Annotated in this window: 20 protein-coding genes and 2 pseudogenes; 16 read left to right on the top strand and 6 right to left on the bottom strand. The window is 65.8% G+C overall.

Features of this window, described 5'->3' with window-relative positions:
* Positions 1-18 precede the first annotated feature (18 nt).
* From O1R50_RS24070 to O1R50_RS24040, 7 genes are all read left to right on the top strand, one after another.
* Positions 19-273, top strand: coding sequence for an acyl carrier protein (locus O1R50_RS24070; RefSeq protein ID WP_270112799.1), 255 nt, complete (start codon positions 19-21; stop codon positions 271-273).
* On the top strand, positions 270-773 hold the full coding sequence (locus tag O1R50_RS24065; protein ID WP_270112798.1) for a flavin reductase family protein: 504 nt from the start codon (positions 270-272) through the stop codon (positions 771-773). The genes O1R50_RS24070 and O1R50_RS24065 overlap by 4 nt, the downstream gene beginning before the upstream one ends.
* 202 nt (positions 774-975) lie before the next feature.
* Entirely contained in the window at positions 976-2,115 is a 1,140-nt protein-coding gene (locus O1R50_RS24060; RefSeq protein ID WP_270112797.1) for a nucleotidyltransferase family protein, read from the top strand.
* 108 nt (positions 2,116-2,223) lie between these two features.
* A complete protein-coding gene (locus O1R50_RS24055; RefSeq protein ID WP_270112796.1) occupies positions 2,224-3,252 on the top strand; it encodes a hypothetical protein in 1,029 nt (342 codons plus the stop codon).
* Positions 3,249-4,490, top strand: a complete 1,242-nt coding sequence (locus O1R50_RS24050) for a 3-deoxy-7-phosphoheptulonate synthase (RefSeq protein WP_333490278.1) — start codon at positions 3,249-3,251, stop codon at positions 4,488-4,490. Before O1R50_RS24055 ends, O1R50_RS24050 begins: the two co-directional genes overlap by 4 nt.
* Positions 4,487-5,689: a hypothetical protein gene (locus tag O1R50_RS24045; protein ID WP_270112795.1), complete on the top strand. Its 1,203-nt coding sequence runs from the start codon at positions 4,487-4,489 to the stop codon at positions 5,687-5,689. Before O1R50_RS24050 ends, O1R50_RS24045 begins: the two co-directional genes overlap by 4 nt.
* A 9-nt stretch (positions 5,690-5,698) precedes the next feature.
* Positions 5,699-7,180 (top strand): Ldh family oxidoreductase, encoded by a 1,482-nt coding sequence (locus O1R50_RS24040; protein WP_270112794.1) that lies wholly within the window; start codon positions 5,699-5,701, stop codon positions 7,178-7,180.
* Positions 7,181-7,184: 4 nt separating this feature from the next.
* On the opposite strand, the gene O1R50_RS24035 is transcribed toward O1R50_RS24040, so the two are convergent.
* Positions 7,185-7,775, bottom strand: coding sequence for a histidine phosphatase family protein (locus O1R50_RS24035; protein WP_270112793.1), 591 nt, complete (start codon positions 7,773-7,775; stop codon positions 7,185-7,187).
* Between the two features lie 156 nt (positions 7,776-7,931).
* Between O1R50_RS24035 and O1R50_RS24030 the strand changes: the two genes are divergently transcribed.
* Positions 7,932-9,335: a class II 3-deoxy-7-phosphoheptulonate synthase gene (locus tag O1R50_RS24030; protein WP_270112792.1), complete on the top strand. Its 1,404-nt coding sequence runs from the start codon at positions 7,932-7,934 to the stop codon at positions 9,333-9,335.
* Positions 9,336-10,212: 877 nt separating this feature from the next.
* On the opposite strand, the gene O1R50_RS24025 is transcribed toward O1R50_RS24030, so the two are convergent.
* On the bottom strand, positions 10,213-10,785 hold the full coding sequence (locus O1R50_RS24025; RefSeq protein WP_270112791.1) for a hypothetical protein: 573 nt from the start codon (positions 10,783-10,785) through the stop codon (positions 10,213-10,215).
* Between the two features lie 162 nt (positions 10,786-10,947).
* Between O1R50_RS24025 and O1R50_RS24020 the strand changes: the two genes are divergently transcribed.
* From O1R50_RS24020 to O1R50_RS26640, 3 genes and pseudogenes are all read left to right on the top strand, one after another.
* Entirely contained in the window at positions 10,948-11,553 is a 606-nt protein-coding gene (locus tag O1R50_RS24020; protein ID WP_270112790.1) for a hypothetical protein, read from the top strand.
* Between the two features lie 119 nt (positions 11,554-11,672).
* Positions 11,673-12,026 (top strand): hypothetical protein, encoded by a 354-nt coding sequence (locus tag O1R50_RS24015; RefSeq protein WP_270112789.1) that lies wholly within the window; start codon positions 11,673-11,675, stop codon positions 12,024-12,026.
* Between the two features lie 85 nt (positions 12,027-12,111).
* Positions 12,112-12,261 (top strand): annotated as a pseudogene (locus O1R50_RS26640) (IS982 family transposase); the annotation flags it as partial.
* A gap of 27 nt (positions 12,262-12,288) precedes the next feature.
* On the opposite strand, the gene O1R50_RS24010 reads toward O1R50_RS26640, so the two are convergent.
* Together O1R50_RS24010 and O1R50_RS24005 are read right to left on the bottom strand one after the other, a co-directional pair.
* Entirely contained in the window at positions 12,289-13,074 is a 786-nt protein-coding gene (locus tag O1R50_RS24010; RefSeq protein WP_270112788.1) for a hypothetical protein, read from the bottom strand.
* Positions 13,067-14,008: an ABC transporter ATP-binding protein gene (locus O1R50_RS24005; RefSeq protein WP_270112787.1), complete on the bottom strand. Its 942-nt coding sequence runs from the start codon at positions 14,006-14,008 to the stop codon at positions 13,067-13,069. The genes O1R50_RS24010 and O1R50_RS24005 overlap by 8 nt, the downstream gene beginning before the upstream one ends.
* 313 nt (positions 14,009-14,321) lie before the next feature.
* Between O1R50_RS24005 and O1R50_RS24000 the strand changes: the two genes are divergently transcribed.
* Both O1R50_RS24000 and O1R50_RS26570 read left to right on the top strand, forming a co-directional pair.
* Positions 14,322-14,798: a MarR family winged helix-turn-helix transcriptional regulator gene (locus O1R50_RS24000; RefSeq protein ID WP_270112786.1), complete on the top strand. Its 477-nt coding sequence runs from the start codon at positions 14,322-14,324 to the stop codon at positions 14,796-14,798.
* A 186-nt stretch (positions 14,799-14,984) separates the two neighbouring features.
* Positions 14,985-15,401 (top strand): annotated as a pseudogene (locus tag O1R50_RS26570) (carboxylesterase family protein); the annotation flags it as partial.
* Positions 15,402-15,436: 35 nt separating this feature from the next.
* Here O1R50_RS26570 and O1R50_RS23995 read toward each other — a convergent pair.
* Complete coding sequence (locus O1R50_RS23995; protein ID WP_270112785.1) at positions 15,437-15,667, bottom strand: hypothetical protein; 231 nt, start codon at positions 15,665-15,667, stop codon at positions 15,437-15,439.
* Between O1R50_RS23995 and O1R50_RS23990 the strand changes: the two genes are divergently transcribed.
* Together O1R50_RS23990 and O1R50_RS23985 are read left to right on the top strand one after the other, a co-directional pair.
* Entirely contained in the window at positions 15,557-15,940 is a 384-nt protein-coding gene (locus O1R50_RS23990; protein WP_270112829.1) for a carboxylesterase family protein, read from the top strand. The two genes, O1R50_RS23995 and O1R50_RS23990, sit on opposite strands and share 111 nt — an antisense overlap.
* Positions 15,931-16,152 carry a hypothetical protein gene (locus O1R50_RS23985; protein WP_270112784.1) on the top strand — a complete coding sequence of 74 codons (222 nt, stop codon included), beginning with the start codon at positions 15,931-15,933 and terminating at the stop codon, positions 16,150-16,152. The genes O1R50_RS23990 and O1R50_RS23985 overlap by 10 nt, the downstream gene beginning before the upstream one ends.
* 258 nt (positions 16,153-16,410) lie before the next feature.
* Here O1R50_RS23985 and O1R50_RS23980 read toward each other — a convergent pair whose 3' ends face one another.
* Positions 16,411-16,974: a TetR/AcrR family transcriptional regulator gene (locus O1R50_RS23980; RefSeq protein WP_270112783.1), complete on the bottom strand. Its 564-nt coding sequence runs from the start codon at positions 16,972-16,974 to the stop codon at positions 16,411-16,413.
* A 50-nt stretch (positions 16,975-17,024) separates the two neighbouring features.
* Here O1R50_RS23980 and O1R50_RS23975 point away from each other — a divergent pair, with 50 nt between their 5' ends.
* Complete coding sequence (locus tag O1R50_RS23975) at positions 17,025-17,933, top strand: SDR family oxidoreductase (protein WP_270112782.1); 909 nt, start codon at positions 17,025-17,027, stop codon at positions 17,931-17,933.
* Positions 17,934-18,044 lie beyond the last annotated feature (111 nt).

The raw sequence follows: 18,044 nt of genomic DNA, 5'->3' as shown, positions 1-18,044 counted from the left end.
ATGAGATGGAGACTGATCATGGAAAAATCTGAATGGTCGAGTGAGTTCGAGGCGATCCTGCGCGCCCACCTTCAGGGGGTCGATCCCACTCAGGAGATCTTCCCGACCGACTCGCTGGTCGCGTTCGGCCTCGACTCGCTGGCCACGGTAGGGCTCCTGGTCGCCCTGGAGGCACACCTTGGCAGGGCGATTCCCGATGAGCTCATCACACCAGAGGCGTTCAAGACGCCCGGCGGACTCTGGCAGATGATCGAAGCCGCTCAGCGCGCATGAATCCTCCGGACATCGACAAGACCGTTGAAGAAGCCGCGTTCAAAGACGCGATGTCCCAGGTTCCAGCGGCCGTTGCGATTGTTATGGCCGAGGGTGGGGAAATCGGGGCCGCCGGCTTCACTGCGAGTTCGGTATGCCCGTTCAGCGCGTCCGTGCCCTCGCTCCTGGTTTGCGTTGATCATGGAACCCAGTCCCATCGGGCGATACGCGCGGCCGAGCGTTTCACCGTCAACTTCCTTGCAGAGGACCAGCGCGACCTCGCCGTGCTCTTCGCGACTCGCGGCGCCGACAAGTTCGACGCGCCTGGTGTGATGCGATCGGTGGGCGGGCCCCCGTGGATCGAGGGAGCCCTCGCGTCGATGACATGTGTCAGGCACTTCGCCTCAGATGTGGAGGACCACCTGATCCTCGTCGGATTGGTGACCGCAGTGCGTTGCAAGGGTACGAATCCGCTCATCTGGTTCGATCGCGATTTTGCCTCGCCGGTCCGAGTCGGCTGATCACAGTCGACATAAGTCGTACCCGGCCATGGAATACATCCACATGATACCCAGCGGCTGAAAGACAGAGCTTGCACAGCACGGACGGGGTGTGAAGAATCATTTCCGTAAAGCATCGCCCAGTCGAATTGCGCGGTGACGCAGTGGAGTTCGAAGACTGCGGCTGGAACCAGCGGACGATATCCGCATGTGAGAGGTGGGGATGGAAGCACTCGGGAAGACCTGGAATCTGCTGAAGCGCGTTTCGGTCGCAGCGCCCGGAAATGAGCACTTCGAGCTCGCCCGGGAGAGCATCGAAGACCGGCGGTACAACGTCGACGTGCTGATCGGGCTTGCCGCCAGGCATGGCCTGGTGGGAGTGTTGGCGGACTTCCTCATCGACTCGGGAACTTCTGCGTTTGTGCCGCATCGGACTCGGAAATACCTAGTCGAATCGTTGTCGTTCGGACGCCATAAGACGGCTGACTACCTGAGGGAGGCGGCGTCCATCGCCAGAGCTGCGGAGGCTCAAGGGCTCGACATCGCCTTCACGAAGGGAATCGTCTGCCAGCAAGAGTTCTACTCCGGCCGAGGATCCCGAGAGTTCGCCGATATGGACGTGATGATCTCCCCGACTGATGCGGGAGCATTCACAGCCTTGATGGAGTCACTGGGTTACACGAACCGGAAACGGTACCGTGCGCGAACAGGCTCCTGGGAGGACTTCTCCGCCGCCGACCGGGCCATGTACCTCCTGCACCCCGACCATCTTCCACCGTTCTTCAAAGTGAATGGGGACGCGCGGCTGCCGCGAAGCCACAGCCTGGACGCGGCGTTCAGCCTCACCTGGCACGACAGTCCCTGGGAAGTGTCCCTCGACAAAGCGCTCGGGTCGATCCGAACAGTGTTCTGCCAGAACGAGAATGCAGAAGCCGGACTCCCCGCCTTGGCAATCGAGTACGACTATCTCTTCCACCTGCTGCACCTCTTCCGGGAAGGGTGGTTCGAGCGCTCAATCATCGAGAAGGACGTGAGACTGAGTCAATTCGTCGACCTATGGCGCGGATGGCACCTTCTCGATATGCCGACTCGCGCCTCCTTGGCCGCACTGGTCAAGGAGAACAAGATCGAAGCCCCTGTCGCCTGGGTCTGCCATCACCTCGATCGGGTCTTCGGCCTCGATACGGTCGGAACGCTGGGTCTCCGGCAGTACTGCGTGCATGAATGGATCGCCAGTGGAGCCCGACCCGGCGGGTATTTCCAGTGGGACGGCGATATGGACGGCCGTCTCCTCGGCCTCGACTTCGATCGGACACCCACCTCGGACGCCCCGACTCCCGAGCTGCGTCCGAGAAACGCATAGCCCGGTCCACGGCGAACGCCGCAGGAACAAACCACCCTCCAGAAAGGGACCATCATCATGACATCTTCGGCAGCGCCTGCCGGATTCGAGCACACCTCGGCGACACTCATGGGAAGAACGGTCGACATCCGATCGGACATCCCTGAGGTGCCCACCCTTCTCCGCAGGGAGCTCGGAGCCTTCTTCCAGGTGGAATCGGGTGAAAGCTCGGAGATCCCCCGGCTCGCGGCGATCGAGGCCTCAGCCGAGATCCCTGCAGTGTCGGAGGCCCGCGAACAGGCCCAGAGGTCGTCCTCCGGACATCCGATCTTGCTCCATTCCGGTAGCCACTCGTACGACCTGCGGCGAGGCCTGTCCTTCCAGGCGGAATCTGGAACCCTCATCCACTCTGCGGACACCGGTTCGTGGATACTCGCGGACCCCGGCTCACGACGTATCCGGGTCGCCAACCCCGATCCCGCGAACGCCGCCTCGGATGTTCGAAGGGTAGTACGGGACCTGCTCTTCATTCCCTGGCTCGAGTCGATGGGCGGCCTCGTCGTGCACGGCGCGGCGATCCTGGGCAAGGGCGACGAGGTCACGCTGGTGCTCGGCGACCGCGGAGCGGGGAAGACCACCTTCTTCATGGCCGGAGCGGGCGCCGGCGGCGGAGAGGCGCTGTCATGCGAGAGGCTCATCCTGGTCCCCGGCCCGTCGGGTATCCAGGTCCTCGCATGCCCCGAGCGGATCAGCACCTTCGCCGGAACACTGCGCTCCTTCCCCGGCACAGAGCACCTGTCCGGAGCATTCGACGAAACGACAGAGTGGACCAGGGCTGCCAAGATCAGGGTCCACTGGCAGGACATGTTCGCCTGCCTGGGCCTGGTGCCGCGGCTCGCGCCCGCCTATCTGAGCCGCCTGGTGTTTCCCACGTACAACGCGAAGGCTCCCTTGGACGTCGCCGATCTTGACTTCGCGTCCAAGAAGCTGTTCCTTGAACAGCACGTGGTAACCGGTCGGGACGTGAACCGTCCGGACTGGCTCGGATGGTTCGCCCCTCAAAGCACTGAAGCGACGCTGCTTGCAGCCGCTCGGCTCCCGGCGACCACGGCTTCGTGGAGAAGTCTTGAGGATGTAAGCCGGATTCTGGGTGCGTGAGTCCAGTGACACCCGCCGACACTGAAACGACCCGGACGCCGCCGTACAGCGGTCAACCCGGGGCAGCGGAGCACGGACGTGCCGCAGATCTTCGCCAGGACCTCCAAGTCCTCTACTCGGCTCCTCCGTTGGTGATGGACACCGAGGTGAGCCGTCTCAGGCGGAGACTCGGAGAGGCCGCCGCACGCAAGGCCTTCGTCTTCGCCGCGGCCAACGGGCTTCCAGCCGGGAACCCAATGTCCGCGCAATCGGTGCAGTCGCACCTCGAGATCATCCTCGCGTTCTCAGCGATCGTCATGTACGAAACGGGATTGCGGGTCGTGCGAGTGGCCTCTACCGACGGGGAAGGAGGCGCGGTCCAAGAGCGAACACTGTCGGACCGGTACCGCAGCGAGGTCGGCGTCTTGAACTTCGTGCGCGGATGCTCATCGGGAGGCCAGGCCGATCTACGAAACGTGCGACATTGGAGCCCGGAGTTCATCCGCGAAAGCCCTTCCGGACTGCGCTACGACCTCACCGTCGACGCGATCGAGCGGGCGTTGTCGTTCTTCGACGCGTGTCGAATGGGAGCGGACGAGGGAAGCCTGTTCTCGTCCGAGTTCTACGTATCGCACCAGGCGACCGACCCCGACTACGAGCAGGGTATGACGCGGAGGAGCCGCTCCGACGCCGACTGGTTCGACACCTCGACCCACATGCTCTGGGTCGATGCGGGTGAGCTCGCCGAACATCGCTTTCCGGAACACCTCATCACAGGGATCAACAACCCCGTCGGAACGGTGTTCGACTCCCGATCTGATCCTGAAATCCTCATCAGATTCGTCGAGGCCGTATCTGCTGGCGATCCGCATGGGCGTCTCGCCATCGCGGTCGCGGCGGAGGATGACGCCGAAGGCGAGAAGATCGCCGCGCTCGCACGCCGGATCTCGGACCTCGGTTGCACGCCCGTGTGGATGTGCGACGCGGTGCCGCAGGTATCCGGCATCGCGGCTCCGGTCGCATTCGGCCGTGTCCACCAACGCTTCCTGGCCACGGAAGCGGCGCTCGAATCGGCGGGCATAGCTCTATCCGGCATCAGAATGCCGCTCACCCATGAAGACGTGGACGAGTGCATCGGGGGAACCTGGCTGAGCGGCAGCGGCCGCTCACCCGCCATCTTGCCGAAGGCACCGAGGTTGAACGCGCGGCAGGTCATAGACCTGGCCTATCTCATCGCCGACCACCTGAAGACCAGATGACAGCCCTATCGGGGCCCGAACCGGCACTGCCGGGGACCGCCCGAACAGGTCCGTTCATTGACGATGTCTTCGAAACCGTCGCGAGAGAACAGGTTCGTCATGCGTTGCAGCAGCTCGGGATCGCTTTTTCTGAGCCGCTCACCGTTATCCCCAGCGTCACGAGCTACGTGTACATGTTCGAGTCCGATGTCGGGCGGGCGGTCGCGAAATGCTCGATTCTGGGCAAGGCGCGATCATCGCTGCGCCGGGAAGGCGGCGTCCGCGCCCGTGAACTCGGTGAGATCACTCGCGCACAGCGGGAGTACGCCGCCGCATCGAGTGCGTGCCTTGATGAGGCCAGAGGACTGAGGTTGCTCACCGGCATCCTGGGCACCGACGCCGTGCCGCGTGTCATCGGCTTGGTGGACGGCGTGCTCGTGGTCGCGGCCGAGCGTGCTTCGACGCCTTCCGTCGCCGATCGCGATGTCCCCGACGAGAAGGCATCGGAAGCTTCAGCTTACGCGGTAGGCCTGCTCGAGCGGCTTTGGGAGTATCCACCGGCGAGACTCGAGCCAACGGATGCCGATGCGGTGAACAGGGCACATGCACTCGGAATGGTCGGCACGTTCCGGCGCAAGTTCCTGCGGGGACGGCATCGCCGGTACGTCGACAGGGTCGTTCCCAGTGCCGAGCTCGCGCGCGGCATCTCCTCGCTGGTCGAAACGATCGCGCGAACCCCGTGGCCGTCGAGCAAGACGATGCGACTCGTCTACGGCGATTTCAAGCCTGAACATGTGCTCTTGCGGGAGGGAGCTCAACCGATGCTCATCGATCCGCTGCCCGCCTTCGGATGGAGGGAATGCGACATCGCCAGATTCCTGATGCGAATGGGCCTGCTCTCCATGAGCGACTCGTCGCGGCTACCGCTTCTGGAGCGGGTTTGCGCCATGCTCGCGGCACGGCTGCCGGACGATCTTGATGCGCGGCTCGTGCAGTGGTTCATGGCGATGGACTTCGTCAACATCTACACGACACGGGTCTGCTTTCAGGACCAGAACCAGCTTCCGGGCAGCTGGGACTCGGGCAGCGTCACGTTGGAGACCGTGGCGCAGATGGCTAGTGGCTTGCGGACGACAGGGGGTGCTGCGGACCCCTACTCCCTCGCAGTGACCACCGCCCGACTGGGCGATGCTTCGTGCCCTTCGGAGATTGGAGCCTGAAGGATGGGAATGACTTGGAGCCACCCGGGCAGGTCCCTGCTGATCTTCTGCGAGAAAGAAACGGATTCGACGTTCATCCCATCGGAGCACATCGGCGAGCAATCAGGGGCGCCGGTACAGCTGGTCGACGTCTTCGCGTTGGAGCAAAGCCTGCGAGGTCCGGCGTCCGGGACGACGGCCGCTGCGGCGCTTGCGGCGCTGGCGACCGCAGAGCATGATCTGATCGTCCTCTTCCAGCGGGACGGCCAGTATTCGGAGGAGGTGACGAATTGGGCGATCCGGCATGCCAGTGCCTCAGGCCGCTGTCGGATCCTCTCTCCGGTGGGCATGGCCGGAGCTGAGGGACCGAGCGGATTCGAACGCTTGCTCTCCCATTCCACGAAGGTCACCGCGTACAGCGGGGAAGCCGAATTGCATGCGGCCCTGCGCGCTTGGCGAGTGGTTCCGATGGGAAAGGCGCGGCGCCATCCGATTGAGGTCGGCGTGGAAGAGGTCGCACGACTTGCGGTCAACGCACTGCAACGTGCCGGCGCGCCCGAGCACGCCGCGTCGGACGTGGTGGGTTCCTTGGTCAACGCCGAGCTCGAAGGCTACCCTTCACATGGCCTGCTCAGGGTCCCCGAGTACGCGAAGTCGATCCGCACTGGGCGCATCGACGCGAACGCGACCCCCGAGAAGCATCGCATCGACGGTACTCGAATGGTCATCGACGGCCATTGGTCATTCGGCGAACTGGTCGGGCAAACTGTCGTTGAATCGGCTATCGCCAGCCGCGGTGTGAATGCGCCAGCCGTCATCGCCGTCAGGAGAAGCGGCCACCTCGGAAGGCTCGCGCATATCGCGAAGCCGATCGCCGATGCGGGCATGATCGTGCTCGGGTTCTCGAATTTCTCCGGCGGGGCTCAGAAGGTCGCCCCATTCGGCGGTGCCGAAGCGAGACTGGCCACGAACCCGCTGGTGTTCGGGTGCCCGGTTTCAGGCGACGCCCCCTTGGTCGTGGATATGAGCAGCTCCGCCTCATCGGACGGATCGGTACAGGCGGTGGCTCGGGCGGGTGGGGTCTTCGTTGAGAGCCCGCTTAGCGACAGGCTCGGCAGACCCGCCTCGTATCCGCAGGACCTGCAGAAGAAGCCGACCGAGACGTTCTTGACCGGAGCCGCAGGATACAAGGGGTTCTGCCTCGCACTGATCGCTGAAGTGCTGTCGGGAGTCCTGGCGGGTCCCGATTTCGTGGCATCTGGCAAGCGATCCCGCGGGAATGCCGCGTTCTTCCTGACGCTCCCTTTGGAGGTCTTCGAACGGAAGGCAGACGACGTCGCCGCGGATGTGGCCAGGCTTGCCGCGTATCTGACCTCTTGCCCACCCCTACCCGGCAGCAACGGAGTCCGGCTCCCCGGCTCCCGATCGAAGACCATGCCGGTGAGTGACACCGGGCGGCTTCGCATCGAAGCGGGCTTGCTGGAGGAGATCACCCGGCTCGCCGACGCGTAGAACCTCACGCGAGACTCGAAATCATCCCGTCAGGGTCGACCCGATAGACGATCTCGTTCGGCTGCTTTAGCTCGAGCGCATCCTCGTAATCCATTCCGGTCAGATGCTTCAGAAGCATCCTGCCTATCATTTCATGTGAAACCAGAAGGGGTGCCCTGGATCCGCTCCGCTCGACCGCCGCAAGTGCTTGATGCGCTCGAACGGAGGCGTCAGCGTAGCTCTCACCGCCCGGGAACCGATGACGGTACTTGTCGTTCGAACGGACTTCGCTCTCACCCGGCCATCGATCGTCGATCTCTTCGTCGACGAGTCCCGACCACACCCCGTGATCGACTTCGCTGAGATCGTCCAGGAACCGAATCGGGAGATGCAGCCGCTCGGAGACGATGCCGGCCGAAGCGCTCGCACGCCCTAGCGGGCTTGCGAAGAGCGAGTCGATCGGTTCCCCACCGAGCCGCTCCGCATATCGGGTCACCTGTCCGCGTCCCTCCTCGGTCAATGGGGAGTCGAGGCGGCCTTGCCGACGACCTTCGGTGTTCCATTGTGTCTGCCCATGACGGGCCAGATAGACGGATTCGAATCCAAAGCGGGTCACGTGAGCAGACTCTAGTTGAAGCGAACAGGAGATGCCATGGCTGTATCCCGATATACGGGAGCATTGCACCGGGGTCATGGTGGGCATCGTCTGCAGGTCTTCGGTGCCAGGAAAACAGCCATACGACTTCGAAGGAGTCGGCTATACGATTTTCGAGTGAACCCATTGCGGCCTGAATTGAGCAACCGCGGCCTCGCTCCGACCGTCATCGACGCGGAGGAAGCCGAGCGCTATCAGCTCGACGCCTGGCGGAACCTGCCCCGTGAGCAGGTTCCCCCCTGGGACGACTACGCCGAGGTCGAAGACGTCGCCGGAGTGCTCGCCGGGGTCCCCCCGATCGTCGCGCCCTACGAGGTCGAGCACCTCCGCGAGTCCCTCGCCGAGGTCTGCGAAGGCCGCGCCTTCCTCATGCAGGGCGGCGACTGCGCCGAGACGTTCATCGACAACACCGAGCACCACGTGCTCGCGAACATGCGCACCCTCCTGCAGATGGCGGTCGTGCTCACCTACGGCGCCTCGCTGCCCGTGGTCAAGGTCGGCCGCGTCGCCGGCCAGTACTCCAAGCCGCGCTCGGCCGCGCTCGACTCGCTCGGCCTGCCCGTCTACCGCGGCGACATGTTCAACTCGCTCGAAGCGACCGAAGAGGCCCGCGTCTGCGACCCGCAGCGGATGATCCGCGCCTACGCGAACTCCGCCGCCACCATGAACATGCTCCGCGCCTACCTGCGCGGCGGCCTCGCCGACCTCATGGCCGTGCACGACTGGAACAAGGACTTCGTCCGCACCTCCCCGGCCGGCGAGCGCTACGAGGCTATCGGCCGCGAGATCGACCGCGCCGTGCGCTTCATGGCCGCCTGCGGCGTCGAGGACGAGAACCTCCACACCGCCGAGGTCTTCGCCTCCCACGAGATGCTCGCCATCGAATACGACCGGGCGCTCACCCGCATCTTCAACGGCAAGGCCTACGCCTTGTCCGGCCACATGCTCTGGAACGGCGAGCGCACCCGCCAGCTCGGCGGCGCCCACATCGACTTCCTCTCCCGCGTCGCGAACCCGGTCGGCTGCAAGATCGGCCCGACCGCCACGCCCGAAGGCGTGGTCGAGATGTGCCAGAAGCTCAACCCGGACAACATCCCCGGGAAGCTCGTGGTCATCACCCGCATGGGCCACAAGAACGTCCGCACCGTCCTGCCCCCGATCGTCGAGAAGGTCCAGGCCGCCGGATGCAAGGTCGTGTGGCAGTGCGACCCGATGCACGGCAACACGTACGAGTCCGCCTCCGGTTACAAGACCCGCGCGTTCGACCAGGTCGTCGACGAGGTCCTCGGCTTCTTCGAAGTGCACCGCCAGACCGGCACCCACCCGGGCGGCATCCACATCGAGCTCACCGGCGAGGACGTCACCGAATGCGTCGGCGGCGCCCAGGAGATCCGCGACGACCAGCTCTCCGACCGGTACGAGACCGCCTGCGACCCGCGCCTGAACACGCAGCAGTCGCTCGAACTCGCGTTCCTCGTCGCGGAAATGCTGCGCAATCCGACCCGCACCTGGGAGGACTAGGGAAGATGTAGAGAGTCCGAATGTGCCAGGACTCGCACGATCGGACTCCGAGTTTGGCCGATCCCGCGGAGCCTAAACAGAAACCCTGGCATGCGTCGACTCGAGGTCTCACCTTGCGACAGTAAACTGCCTGGTGGGCGCACATCGTGCATACCGAACTTGAAACCCGCCTCTCAAGCGGGTTTCGGGTGGTACCCGATCATGGGTTCAAATCCCATATCCTCCGCCACTTTCGCGTGTAGCGACGTACATGACCTGCGGGGATACTGTCACGAAGGACAGTGTCCCCGCAGTCGTCTTCGAACATCCGCGACTATGTACGAGAATCTGACGTTCGCGGCCTCGCAACTGGCGAAATACCACTTGTCTAACTCTTCGCAGCCAGTTGCGTACAGTTCCGTCCAGTGGTCGCCAGCCAGTTTTCCGCCAAATACCCGCCAAGGTGAAGGTCGTCGGGCACTTTGGGCATGCTTGGTAGCTCCTTGAACGGGTCGACTGCCCGGGCTCGGCAGTCGAGCTCGCTTCCGAGGAAGATCTCGACTGCCCGCGCTCGCCGCTGGCGGCGTCGGCTTCCCGGGTTTCCTGTTGGGCGGCCCTTGCGCCTGCTTCCGCTGACGTCCGCTCCTGATCTGCCGCGGCGCGCTGAGCGAGTGCTTCGATCACTTCGGGCAGACGTCGCTCCAACGAGACGGTCTTCGCATCGGCCCACGTCGATTGCAACTCTGTATGCGACTGGGCAGGGCGATCTTGAGATGGCAGGCCTTGGCCAGATCAGGTGCCTGCGGGGACTTCTGGTCGACAGTGACCGTGTAGGTGAACCCGCCGATACCAATCCGGATCACTCCTTCACGGGCGAGGCGAACCCGCTGTTTGCCCGCTACAAGGCGGCGGTGGGATGCGTCGCGGCGACGAGTCGAACAGTCATCGTGCTGGCGGCTGGGTGGTTGCATTCGATCCGATGGCCCTCGGGCACTAGGCCGTGCCGTTTCGCGTAATCGATGGTCTTGCGCCACCGGTCGAGTTCGGCCTCGGACAGCGACAGCAGGTCCACGATCCGCTCCGCGCGAAGCCGCTCGACCAATTCGACGGCGTCGCGATACCGCTCACCCGCCGATGTCGGCCGCTTCAGCGCAGGCGGCCCATACCGGGGACTCGCGTCCGAAGAAGCATCATCGGCTGGGCGGGTGCGTTGTCTCGGCGTTCGGACCGCATCTGCGGATGCACGCCCAGCCTCGGGGTGAGCACCGTGCTCGAGGTAGAAGCGCCCAGCCTCGGTGATCACGGCCTGCCACCGGCTCCCGCTCCGGTTGACCGCGACCAACCCACGAGACTCAAGTGCTCTCGCCGAGTTCCGAAACTGCACCGACGCGCAGTCGCCGAGGTCGTCGCCACCACCGACGAGTCCAAGGACCTTGAGCTGCCGCTCGTTCAATGGACGCGTGCGCTCCAACTACGCCACCATCCCAACAGCAGTAGTGAGGTCAGTAGAGGTCATACCTCGATGGTGGCATCCTGTGGCCCGGCAGCTCGGATCCCGTGTCGTTCGGCCCGCCGCGACATCGGCCCTGTGTGGACGGGACCGGTCCCGGAAGGGGCGCCGTACCTTGTCCGCATGAGCGACACACCTTCCCCAGCACAGCCGAGCGAGGATGCTGCGACCGTGAGCCGTGCGGCGCAGATCTGGTCCGGCCTGATCGCCGCGTTGGCCATCGGCGGCGTCCTCGCCGGCGCCCTGATCTGGTGGAGCCCTTGGAAAGCCGCTCCCGCCCCTGCATGTGCGGAGGACGCAGCACACCTGGTCGACCGTGAGGTGGGCCTGTGTTTCAGCATTCCCGCGGATTGGGTGCAAGTCGAGAACGCCGAGCTGGAAGGCTCCGACTACACCAGTGTCGTCCAGTCCGATTCCGGGCACGTCTGGGTGGCTGCGGGACCGATTCCCGATGCGATGACGGCGACCGACACCGAGGACGCGGCGCGCCAGATGATGGCGTTCCTGACTGACGTCAGCCCGGATGCACCGGGGATTCGAGTCGAATCGGGGTCGGTTGAAGGCCTGGAGAGCACGATCGCAGAGTTCGACACGACGATCGCATGGTTCCGTGTGGTCGTCGTCGATGTCGACGGCAGCCTGGCGATGATGGTCGGGAACACCTTCAACGGCGAGGACGCGCTCAAGGCCCAGGTGGAGGAGGTCATCAGCTCGCTGAGCATCGCCTGACACCGGTGCGAGAGGACGGCCGCGCTTCCCCGGTTCCGTGACACGACTCGGGGACCCGCAGCCCCGCTCCCCTGAATCCTGTTCCGTTGCGACTCAGATCCCTCATGGAGAGGAGTGCCATGAGCGCACATGGCCTCGAGGACGAGAATGTCTGGCCGTACCGATTCGAAATCGGCGATCCGGACGTCGATCGGCAGTTCCTGAACCGCTACAGCGGCCCGCATCCGTCTCAGGACGACGACCGGCGTTCCAATTTCTACACCGAAGCAACGCATGAGGAGGTGCGCGGGTGGAAAGAAGCTCCTGGCAAAGCGAAGGATTCAGCACCCGCGGTTTTACCAGGGTCTCCCTTCGTTGCCCGCGACCGGAATCAGCGCAATCGCCATCAAACATGTTGCACGGCAACCGAACCCGCCAAGGTTGAAACGACCTCCATGTGGTGCAGGGAAGTGGGAAAGCCCCAGGCGGCCTGAATCGGTCGCGGACGGGTTGCTAGCCCAGCTCGCGTGGAAGGTCATCCAGGCCGTCATCGTCGATGGACACCACTGCCCCAAGGACTTCGGAGTTCAGCGCGACCTCGAACGCGGGAGCGGGCGCACACCTCAGAGGATATGCGCCCGCGTCACGCAACGGAACCTGGCTCTGACCGCTGCCGTCTCGCACAACGTTCAACCGGGCAGGCCTGCCCTTCGATCACTGACTGCATAGGACCGCTGAACGTCTGGGATCGAACATCTAGGCGTCGCGCGTTTTGAACAGGGTCCAGGCGGCGATGATGATCAGGGCTGCGAAGACGGCGAACACGCCTCCTGAGGCCCAGCGGTCGAAGAAGTCGTAGTCCGGGGCCGCGGGACCGAACTCCGCCGCGCTGGTCAGCATCAGCTCTGACCCGGCGGTGAACGGTAGGAACCGCACCACCGGCGCCAGCCAGTCGAGCGCCGGGACCATGGTGAGCCCGACGAACAGGGTCTCGATGATCAACGGCATCAGGAAGATCACCACCAGCGCCGAGGGGACGCCGCGGAACAGCAGCCCCAGGCCGAGCCCGACCAGTGTGTAGACCACGTTGTAGGCCACGTATCCCAACAGCGCCGAGCGCACCGGGTCGTCGAACAGTCCCGGCACTCCGCCCCAGAGCGCAAGCATCAGGGTCGCGTTGATCGCGATCGATACCAGCGTGACCGCGGCCGTCAGCCCAGCGACCGTGAGGATTTTCGCCAGGATCAGGCGCGAGCGCTGCGGCAGCGCGGTCAGGGTCGGCTGGATCGTGCCGTGCCGGTACTCGTGGCCGGTGGCAAAGATGCCGACGACGGCCATGAACACTGCCAGGAACGGGATCACGAAGGAGGCCCCGCCGTTGAGGCCGAGGTTCACGGAGTCGGCGTTGAGCGGCTCGCTGCCGGCGGCGATGCCGAGGGTCAGCGGGATCGCGGCGGAGGCCACTAGGCCGGAGCCGACCATCCAGTAGGTCGAGCGGAGCGTCCGCAGCCGGGTCCATTCGAATCTGAGCGCGTCAAGCATGCCGGGCACCTCCAGTGGTCGTGGCGGGGACGGGTTCTCGGGCGACGAACTGCTCGGCGGCGCCGGTGGCGGACATGAAGGCCTCTTCGAGCGAGGCGCTGCGAGTGGACAGTTCGGACAGCTCGACGCCTTCGGTGAACGCGAGGTGTCCGACCGCGCCGATCGCCATGTCCGAGACGACGAGTTCGCCGTCGCCGCCCTTGGTGACGGTCGCGCCCTCGGCTTCGAGGACGGGGACGAAGGCGTCGGCGTCGGGACCGCGGACGATCACGCTCGACTGCGTGAACTCGCGGACGAAATCGTCGACGTCGCCGTTAAAGATCATCTGGCCGCGGCCGATGACGACCAGTTCGTCGGCCATGAGCTGCATCTCCGAGAGGAGGTGGCTGGAGACGAACACGGTGCGGCCCTCGGTGGCCAGCTGCTTCAGGAGGTCGCGCATCCAGTGGATGCCGTGGGGGTCGAGGCCGTTGGTCGGCTCGTCGAGCAGGAGCGTGCGGGGGTCGCCGAGGAGCGCCTGCGCGAGGCCGAGCCGCTGCGCCATGCCCAGCGAGTAGCCCTTGGGCTGCTTGCGCTTGACAGGGCCGAGGCCGACCGTCTCCAGGACCTCGTCGATCCTGGCGTCGGTAATGCCGTTGGCCGACGCGAGCATCTTCAGGTGGTTGCGGGCTGATCGGGTGGGGTGGAAGGGCTTGGCCTCCAGCAGGGCGCCGACGCGGTTCATCGGCCGGCGGATGTCGGTGAACCGCTCACCGTCGAACAGGGTCTCACCCCCGCCGTGGTCGAGGCCGAGCATCAGCCGCATGGTGGTGGACTTCCCCGAGCCGTTGGGGCCGAGGAACCCGGTGACGACGCCGGGGCGGACTTCGAACGACAGGTCGTCCACCGCCACGGTCTGCTTGTAGCGTTTATGGAGGCCTTTCGCGGCGATCATGGTGTTCCAATCGGGAGTCTCGAACGTGATTCGAGCGTTGTGTCGAACATGTTGCGGCCCAATGAGGTCAACTGCCCGGCTTGAGGCGTGCGCGGCGGGCGTGGATGCGGACGATGCTGTCGTCATCGCGATGCCTTTCCCTCGATGGCGAGCCCTGGGGATCGACCTGGGCCCGCCAGTAGGTAACCTAATCATAGGTTGCCTAATGATTATCGATGATCTCGAAATGCCAGTGATGTCAGTCACCGAGGCCGGTCGGCTTACCATCGGCAGTCCGCGCCGATCGCCCGTCCCACAGCGAAAGCAGAACCGCATGTCCTCCTCACCGTCCGAATCCGAGCCGCTCATCCGGCAGCTGTGGCGCGCGCACCACTGGTTCCGAGCCGCCCTGACCGCGGCGTTCGAGACCCAGGAGGACGGGCCGACGATCAGCGCCGCGCACGTGACCCTGCTGAGCCAGCTCCCGTCAGCAGGGGCGAGCATCGCGGAGCTGGCTCGGCGACTCGGCGTCAGCGCCCCGACCGCGCACCAGTGGGTCCATGAACTCGTCGCGCTAGACGTGGTCACAGTGGAGAAGGATCCGCGGTCGGCCCGGTCGAAGCTCGTGCGCCTCACCGCGGCCGGCGCTCGGCGCCGCTCCGAGACGATGGAGATGCTCGCCGGGCTCGAAACCGCGCTCGCCGAACGCATCGGTACGGACACCGTCATCGCGCTCCGGGCCGCGCTGGAGGAACCGTGGGGATCTCCCGTATCGGCGGCGGCGGCACTCCCCGACCGTTCCGTCGAGTGACGCAGCCGACCCGCGGACGCGACGGCGGCCAGCCCCTCCCCGGCGGCAGGCGCCAGGCGACGGACGCCTCCGATTCCGCGCGCAGGGTCGCCGACGTCGATATCGTGGCCCCGAACGCCGTGCCACGCGAACGACCCGCTTGCGTGCCCGACCCCGCCGAGCCGATCCGTTCGAAGGGACGATCAGATGAACGACTCCTACTTGGTCGACACCCCCGCGGGCACGCTGCGCGGCACGGCGATACCCGACGGCGGCGCACGGTTCGCCGGAATCCCCTTCGCCGCACTGCCGGTCGGGCCGCTGCGGCTGCACCCACCGCAGCCGCCGCGACCGCGGCCCGGCGTCCGGGACGCCACCCGGTTCCGTTCCGCACCCGCGCAGCGCGTCAGCGCGCTGATCGGCGATACCCAGACCGCGTCCTCCTCGAACGACGACCTGTGTGCGGAGCCGGACGACCGTGACGAGGACTGCCTGTACCTCAACGTCTGGACTCCGGATCCGGGCGGCCGCCGCCCCGTGCTCGTCTGGATCTACGGCGGCGGCTCCGACAGCGGCTCCGACAGCGGCTCGGCCGCGCCGCCGGTGACCGACGGGGTGGCGCTGTCCCGGCTGACCGGCGCCGTCATGGTCGCGGCGAACTACCGGCTCGGCCCGCTCGGGTACCGCACCTGGCCGATCTCGGTGGCGAGGACTGGGACGACCGCACCAACCTGGGCCTGCAGGACCAGGCCGCCGCGCTGCGGTGGGTCTGCGACAACATCGCGGCCTTCGGCGGCGACGCGGACAACGTCACCGTCGCCGGGCAGTCCGCAGGGGCGTTCTCCATCGCCGCGCTCCTGGCCGCTCCCGCCGCTGCGGGCACCTTCCACCGGGCGATCCTGCAGAGCGGCAACGCCGGTCGCATCGCCAAGGCCGACACCGGCACCGCGATCGCCGCCGACCTGCTCGCCGCCCTCGGTCTCAGCAAAGTGGACGACCTCCTGCAGGTGCCGGTCGAGCAGATCCTCAAGGCGCAGAACACGGTCGTCGACACCGACATGGGCCGCCGCAGCCTGCCGGGCGGGCGTGCCCGGGGCATCGTGCTGGATGGGCGCGTCCTCCCGCGCGACCCTCTCAGACCGGGCTGCGAACGATGTTCCTGACCGATGCGGTCTACCGCCTCCCGGCCACCCGCCTCGCCGTCGCCCAAACGGCGGCAGGCGGCCGCACGCACACTTACCTGCTCGCTGCCGAGCCGATGGGACCGCAGATGGGCGCCTGCCACGGCGCCGACCTCATGATGCTGTTCGGCCGCATCGACCCCCACCGCCACCGAACTGGCCGACACCCGCGGCGACCTCGCCGCCGACGCTGACAGCCAGAAGGACTGTACGACTTCATGGCGACCAGCGGCTCCGATGCGGGCGCCTCCTCGCGCAGTTCGAGGGCCCACGAGGCCTCGTCCAAGACGTACGTCGCCGTGATGGAAAACCGGTGGCCCGCAAACTCTCTTCGCAGCATCCTCGCAGATTGTCACACCATCTGCGCAAACCTCCCGCGGGCATCCACTGGTGGAACGGTTGGCTAACAGCCAGCAACCTGGATTTCCGGTCAACCGGCCAGCACCCCGCCGCTATTTCGCAGTGGTCATTGCGAGGAAGTCGGTCAGCTTGGCCTCCAGGTAGTCGCGAAGGGGCGGGGCCGCACGGAAGGCCCACCACGTCAGTGACCCTTGCCAGTACGCGGCCATCGCGAAGCCGATGCCCGCGGGAGCTTCGGGGACCGTCGTGAAACGTGTTTCGAGTGCCGAGGTCAGCGCTGATTCCCATGCGGCGCCGCGTGCGCGGAGGATCGGGTCGCGGACGTCCTCGCGCAGGAGGAGTAGGCCCTCCGCGTAGGAATCGACGCCGTCGTAGCCTTCGGACAGTCCGATAAGGAGTTCTACTGCGCCGCTGGGGGTGAGCGGCGTGCTCGAGGCCAGTTCCCGGGTGCGGGCGTCGAGTTCGTCCCACGCGTGCAGCAGGGTGCGCTGAGTGAGCGCGGCCTTGTTCCCGAAGCGCTGAACGAGGGTGGCCGCGGAGAGGCCGCATCGGTTCGCGAGTGCCGCGAAGGTCAGGCCGGCGACGCCGCTTTCGCGGACGAGCAGGAGCGCGGCGTCGAGCACCCGGGCGTCGGTCTGGGTCTTCGGTCGAGTCATGCATATAGTATAACCGAACGTACGTTTATAATCTCGAGAGAGGGCTTGCATTGAACCTCAAGGGAAAAGTCGCGCTGGTCGCCGGCGCCACGCGAGGCGGCGGCCGAGGCATCGCCGTCGAACTCGGCGCAGCGGGAGCCACGGTGTACGTGACCGGCCGCACCACGCGCGACCGAGCGTCCGAGTACGGCCGACCGGAGACCATCGAGGACACCGCCGAACTGGTCGAGCGGGCCGGCGGCATCGGCATCCCCGTCTCCGTCGACCATCTCGTCTCGGAGGAAGTGAGGGCGCTGGTCGACCGCATCCGGGACGAGCGGGGCCGTCTCGACGTGCTGGTAAACAATATCTGGGGCGGCGAGCACCTGTTCGAGTTCGACAAGACCGTCTGGGAGCACGATCTCGACAACGGCCTGCGCCTGCTCCGCCTGGCCGTCGACACTCACCTCGTCACCGCCCACCACGCGCTCCCGCTGCTCATCGAACGCCCGGGCGGCCTCCTGATCGAGGTCACCGACGGGACGACTGAGTACAACGCCCAGCACTACCGCAACTCGCCGTTCTACGACGTGGCGAAGACGGCGGTCAACCGCATGGCCTGGGCGCACGCCAAGGACCTCGAGAAGCACGGGGCCGCAGCGGTCTCGCTGACCCCGGGCTGGATGCGGTCGGAGATGATGCTCGACGTTTTCGGCGTCACCGAGGAGAACTGGCGCGACGCCATCGCCAGGGAACCGCACTTCGCGATCTCCGAGACGCCGCGCTATCTCGGGCGCGCCGCCGCGGCGCTTGCGGGGGACTCTGATCGAGCGCGGTGGAACGGCCGGTCGGTTTCGAGCGGGGAGTTGGCGAAGGAGTACGGCTTCACGGACTTGGACGGTTCGCAGCCTGACGCATGGCGGTACATCACCGAAGTCCAGGACGCCGGAAAGCCGGCCGACACCAGCGGCTACCGCTGACGTGTGCAGCGGTTGGTGCGTCGGCCGGTCGAATCCGGCGGCGCAGCAGGAAGACGTCGAGCCCGGGGCCCCGCAGCCCCGGGCGCCGCTGAGCTTGAGCGACGTGCCCGG

Source organism: Glycomyces luteolus (genome assembly GCF_027622875.1).
Lineage (GTDB): Bacteria > Actinomycetota > Actinomycetes > Mycobacteriales > Micromonosporaceae > Glycomyces > Glycomyces luteolus.
The sequence above is the reverse complement of the archived record's forward strand: the minus strand, read 5'-3'. Positions and strand labels throughout refer to the sequence as shown.

Coding starts and splice junctions, on each gene's coding strand:
- O1R50_RS24070 (WP_270112799.1), top strand. CDS start 19: ATGGAAAAATCTGAATGGTCGAGTGAGTTCGAGGCGATCCTGCGCGCC.
- O1R50_RS24065 (WP_270112798.1), top strand. CDS start 270: ATGAATCCTCCGGACATCGACAAGACCGTTGAAGAAGCCGCGTTCAAA.
- O1R50_RS24060 (WP_270112797.1), top strand. CDS start 976: ATGGAAGCACTCGGGAAGACCTGGAATCTGCTGAAGCGCGTTTCGGTC.
- O1R50_RS24055 (WP_270112796.1), top strand. CDS start 2,224: ATGGGAAGAACGGTCGACATCCGATCGGACATCCCTGAGGTGCCCACC.
- O1R50_RS24045 (WP_270112795.1), top strand. CDS start 4,487: ATGACAGCCCTATCGGGGCCCGAACCGGCACTGCCGGGGACCGCCCGA.
- O1R50_RS24040 (WP_270112794.1), top strand. CDS start 5,699: ATGACTTGGAGCCACCCGGGCAGGTCCCTGCTGATCTTCTGCGAGAAA.
- O1R50_RS24020 (WP_270112790.1), top strand. CDS start 10,948: ATGAGCGACACACCTTCCCCAGCACAGCCGAGCGAGGATGCTGCGACC.
- O1R50_RS24015 (WP_270112789.1), top strand. CDS start 11,673: ATGAGCGCACATGGCCTCGAGGACGAGAATGTCTGGCCGTACCGATTC.
- O1R50_RS24010 (WP_270112788.1), bottom strand. CDS start 13,074: ATGCTTGACGCGCTCAGATTCGAATGGACCCGGCTGCGGACGCTCCGC.
- O1R50_RS24005 (WP_270112787.1), bottom strand. CDS start 14,008: ATGATCGCCGCGAAAGGCCTCCATAAACGCTACAAGCAGACCGTGGCG.
- O1R50_RS24000 (WP_270112786.1), top strand. CDS start 14,322: ATGTCCTCCTCACCGTCCGAATCCGAGCCGCTCATCCGGCAGCTGTGG.
- O1R50_RS23985 (WP_270112784.1), top strand. CDS start 15,931: ATGTTCCTGACCGATGCGGTCTACCGCCTCCCGGCCACCCGCCTCGCC.
- O1R50_RS23980 (WP_270112783.1), bottom strand. CDS start 16,974: ATGACTCGACCGAAGACCCAGACCGACGCCCGGGTGCTCGACGCCGCG.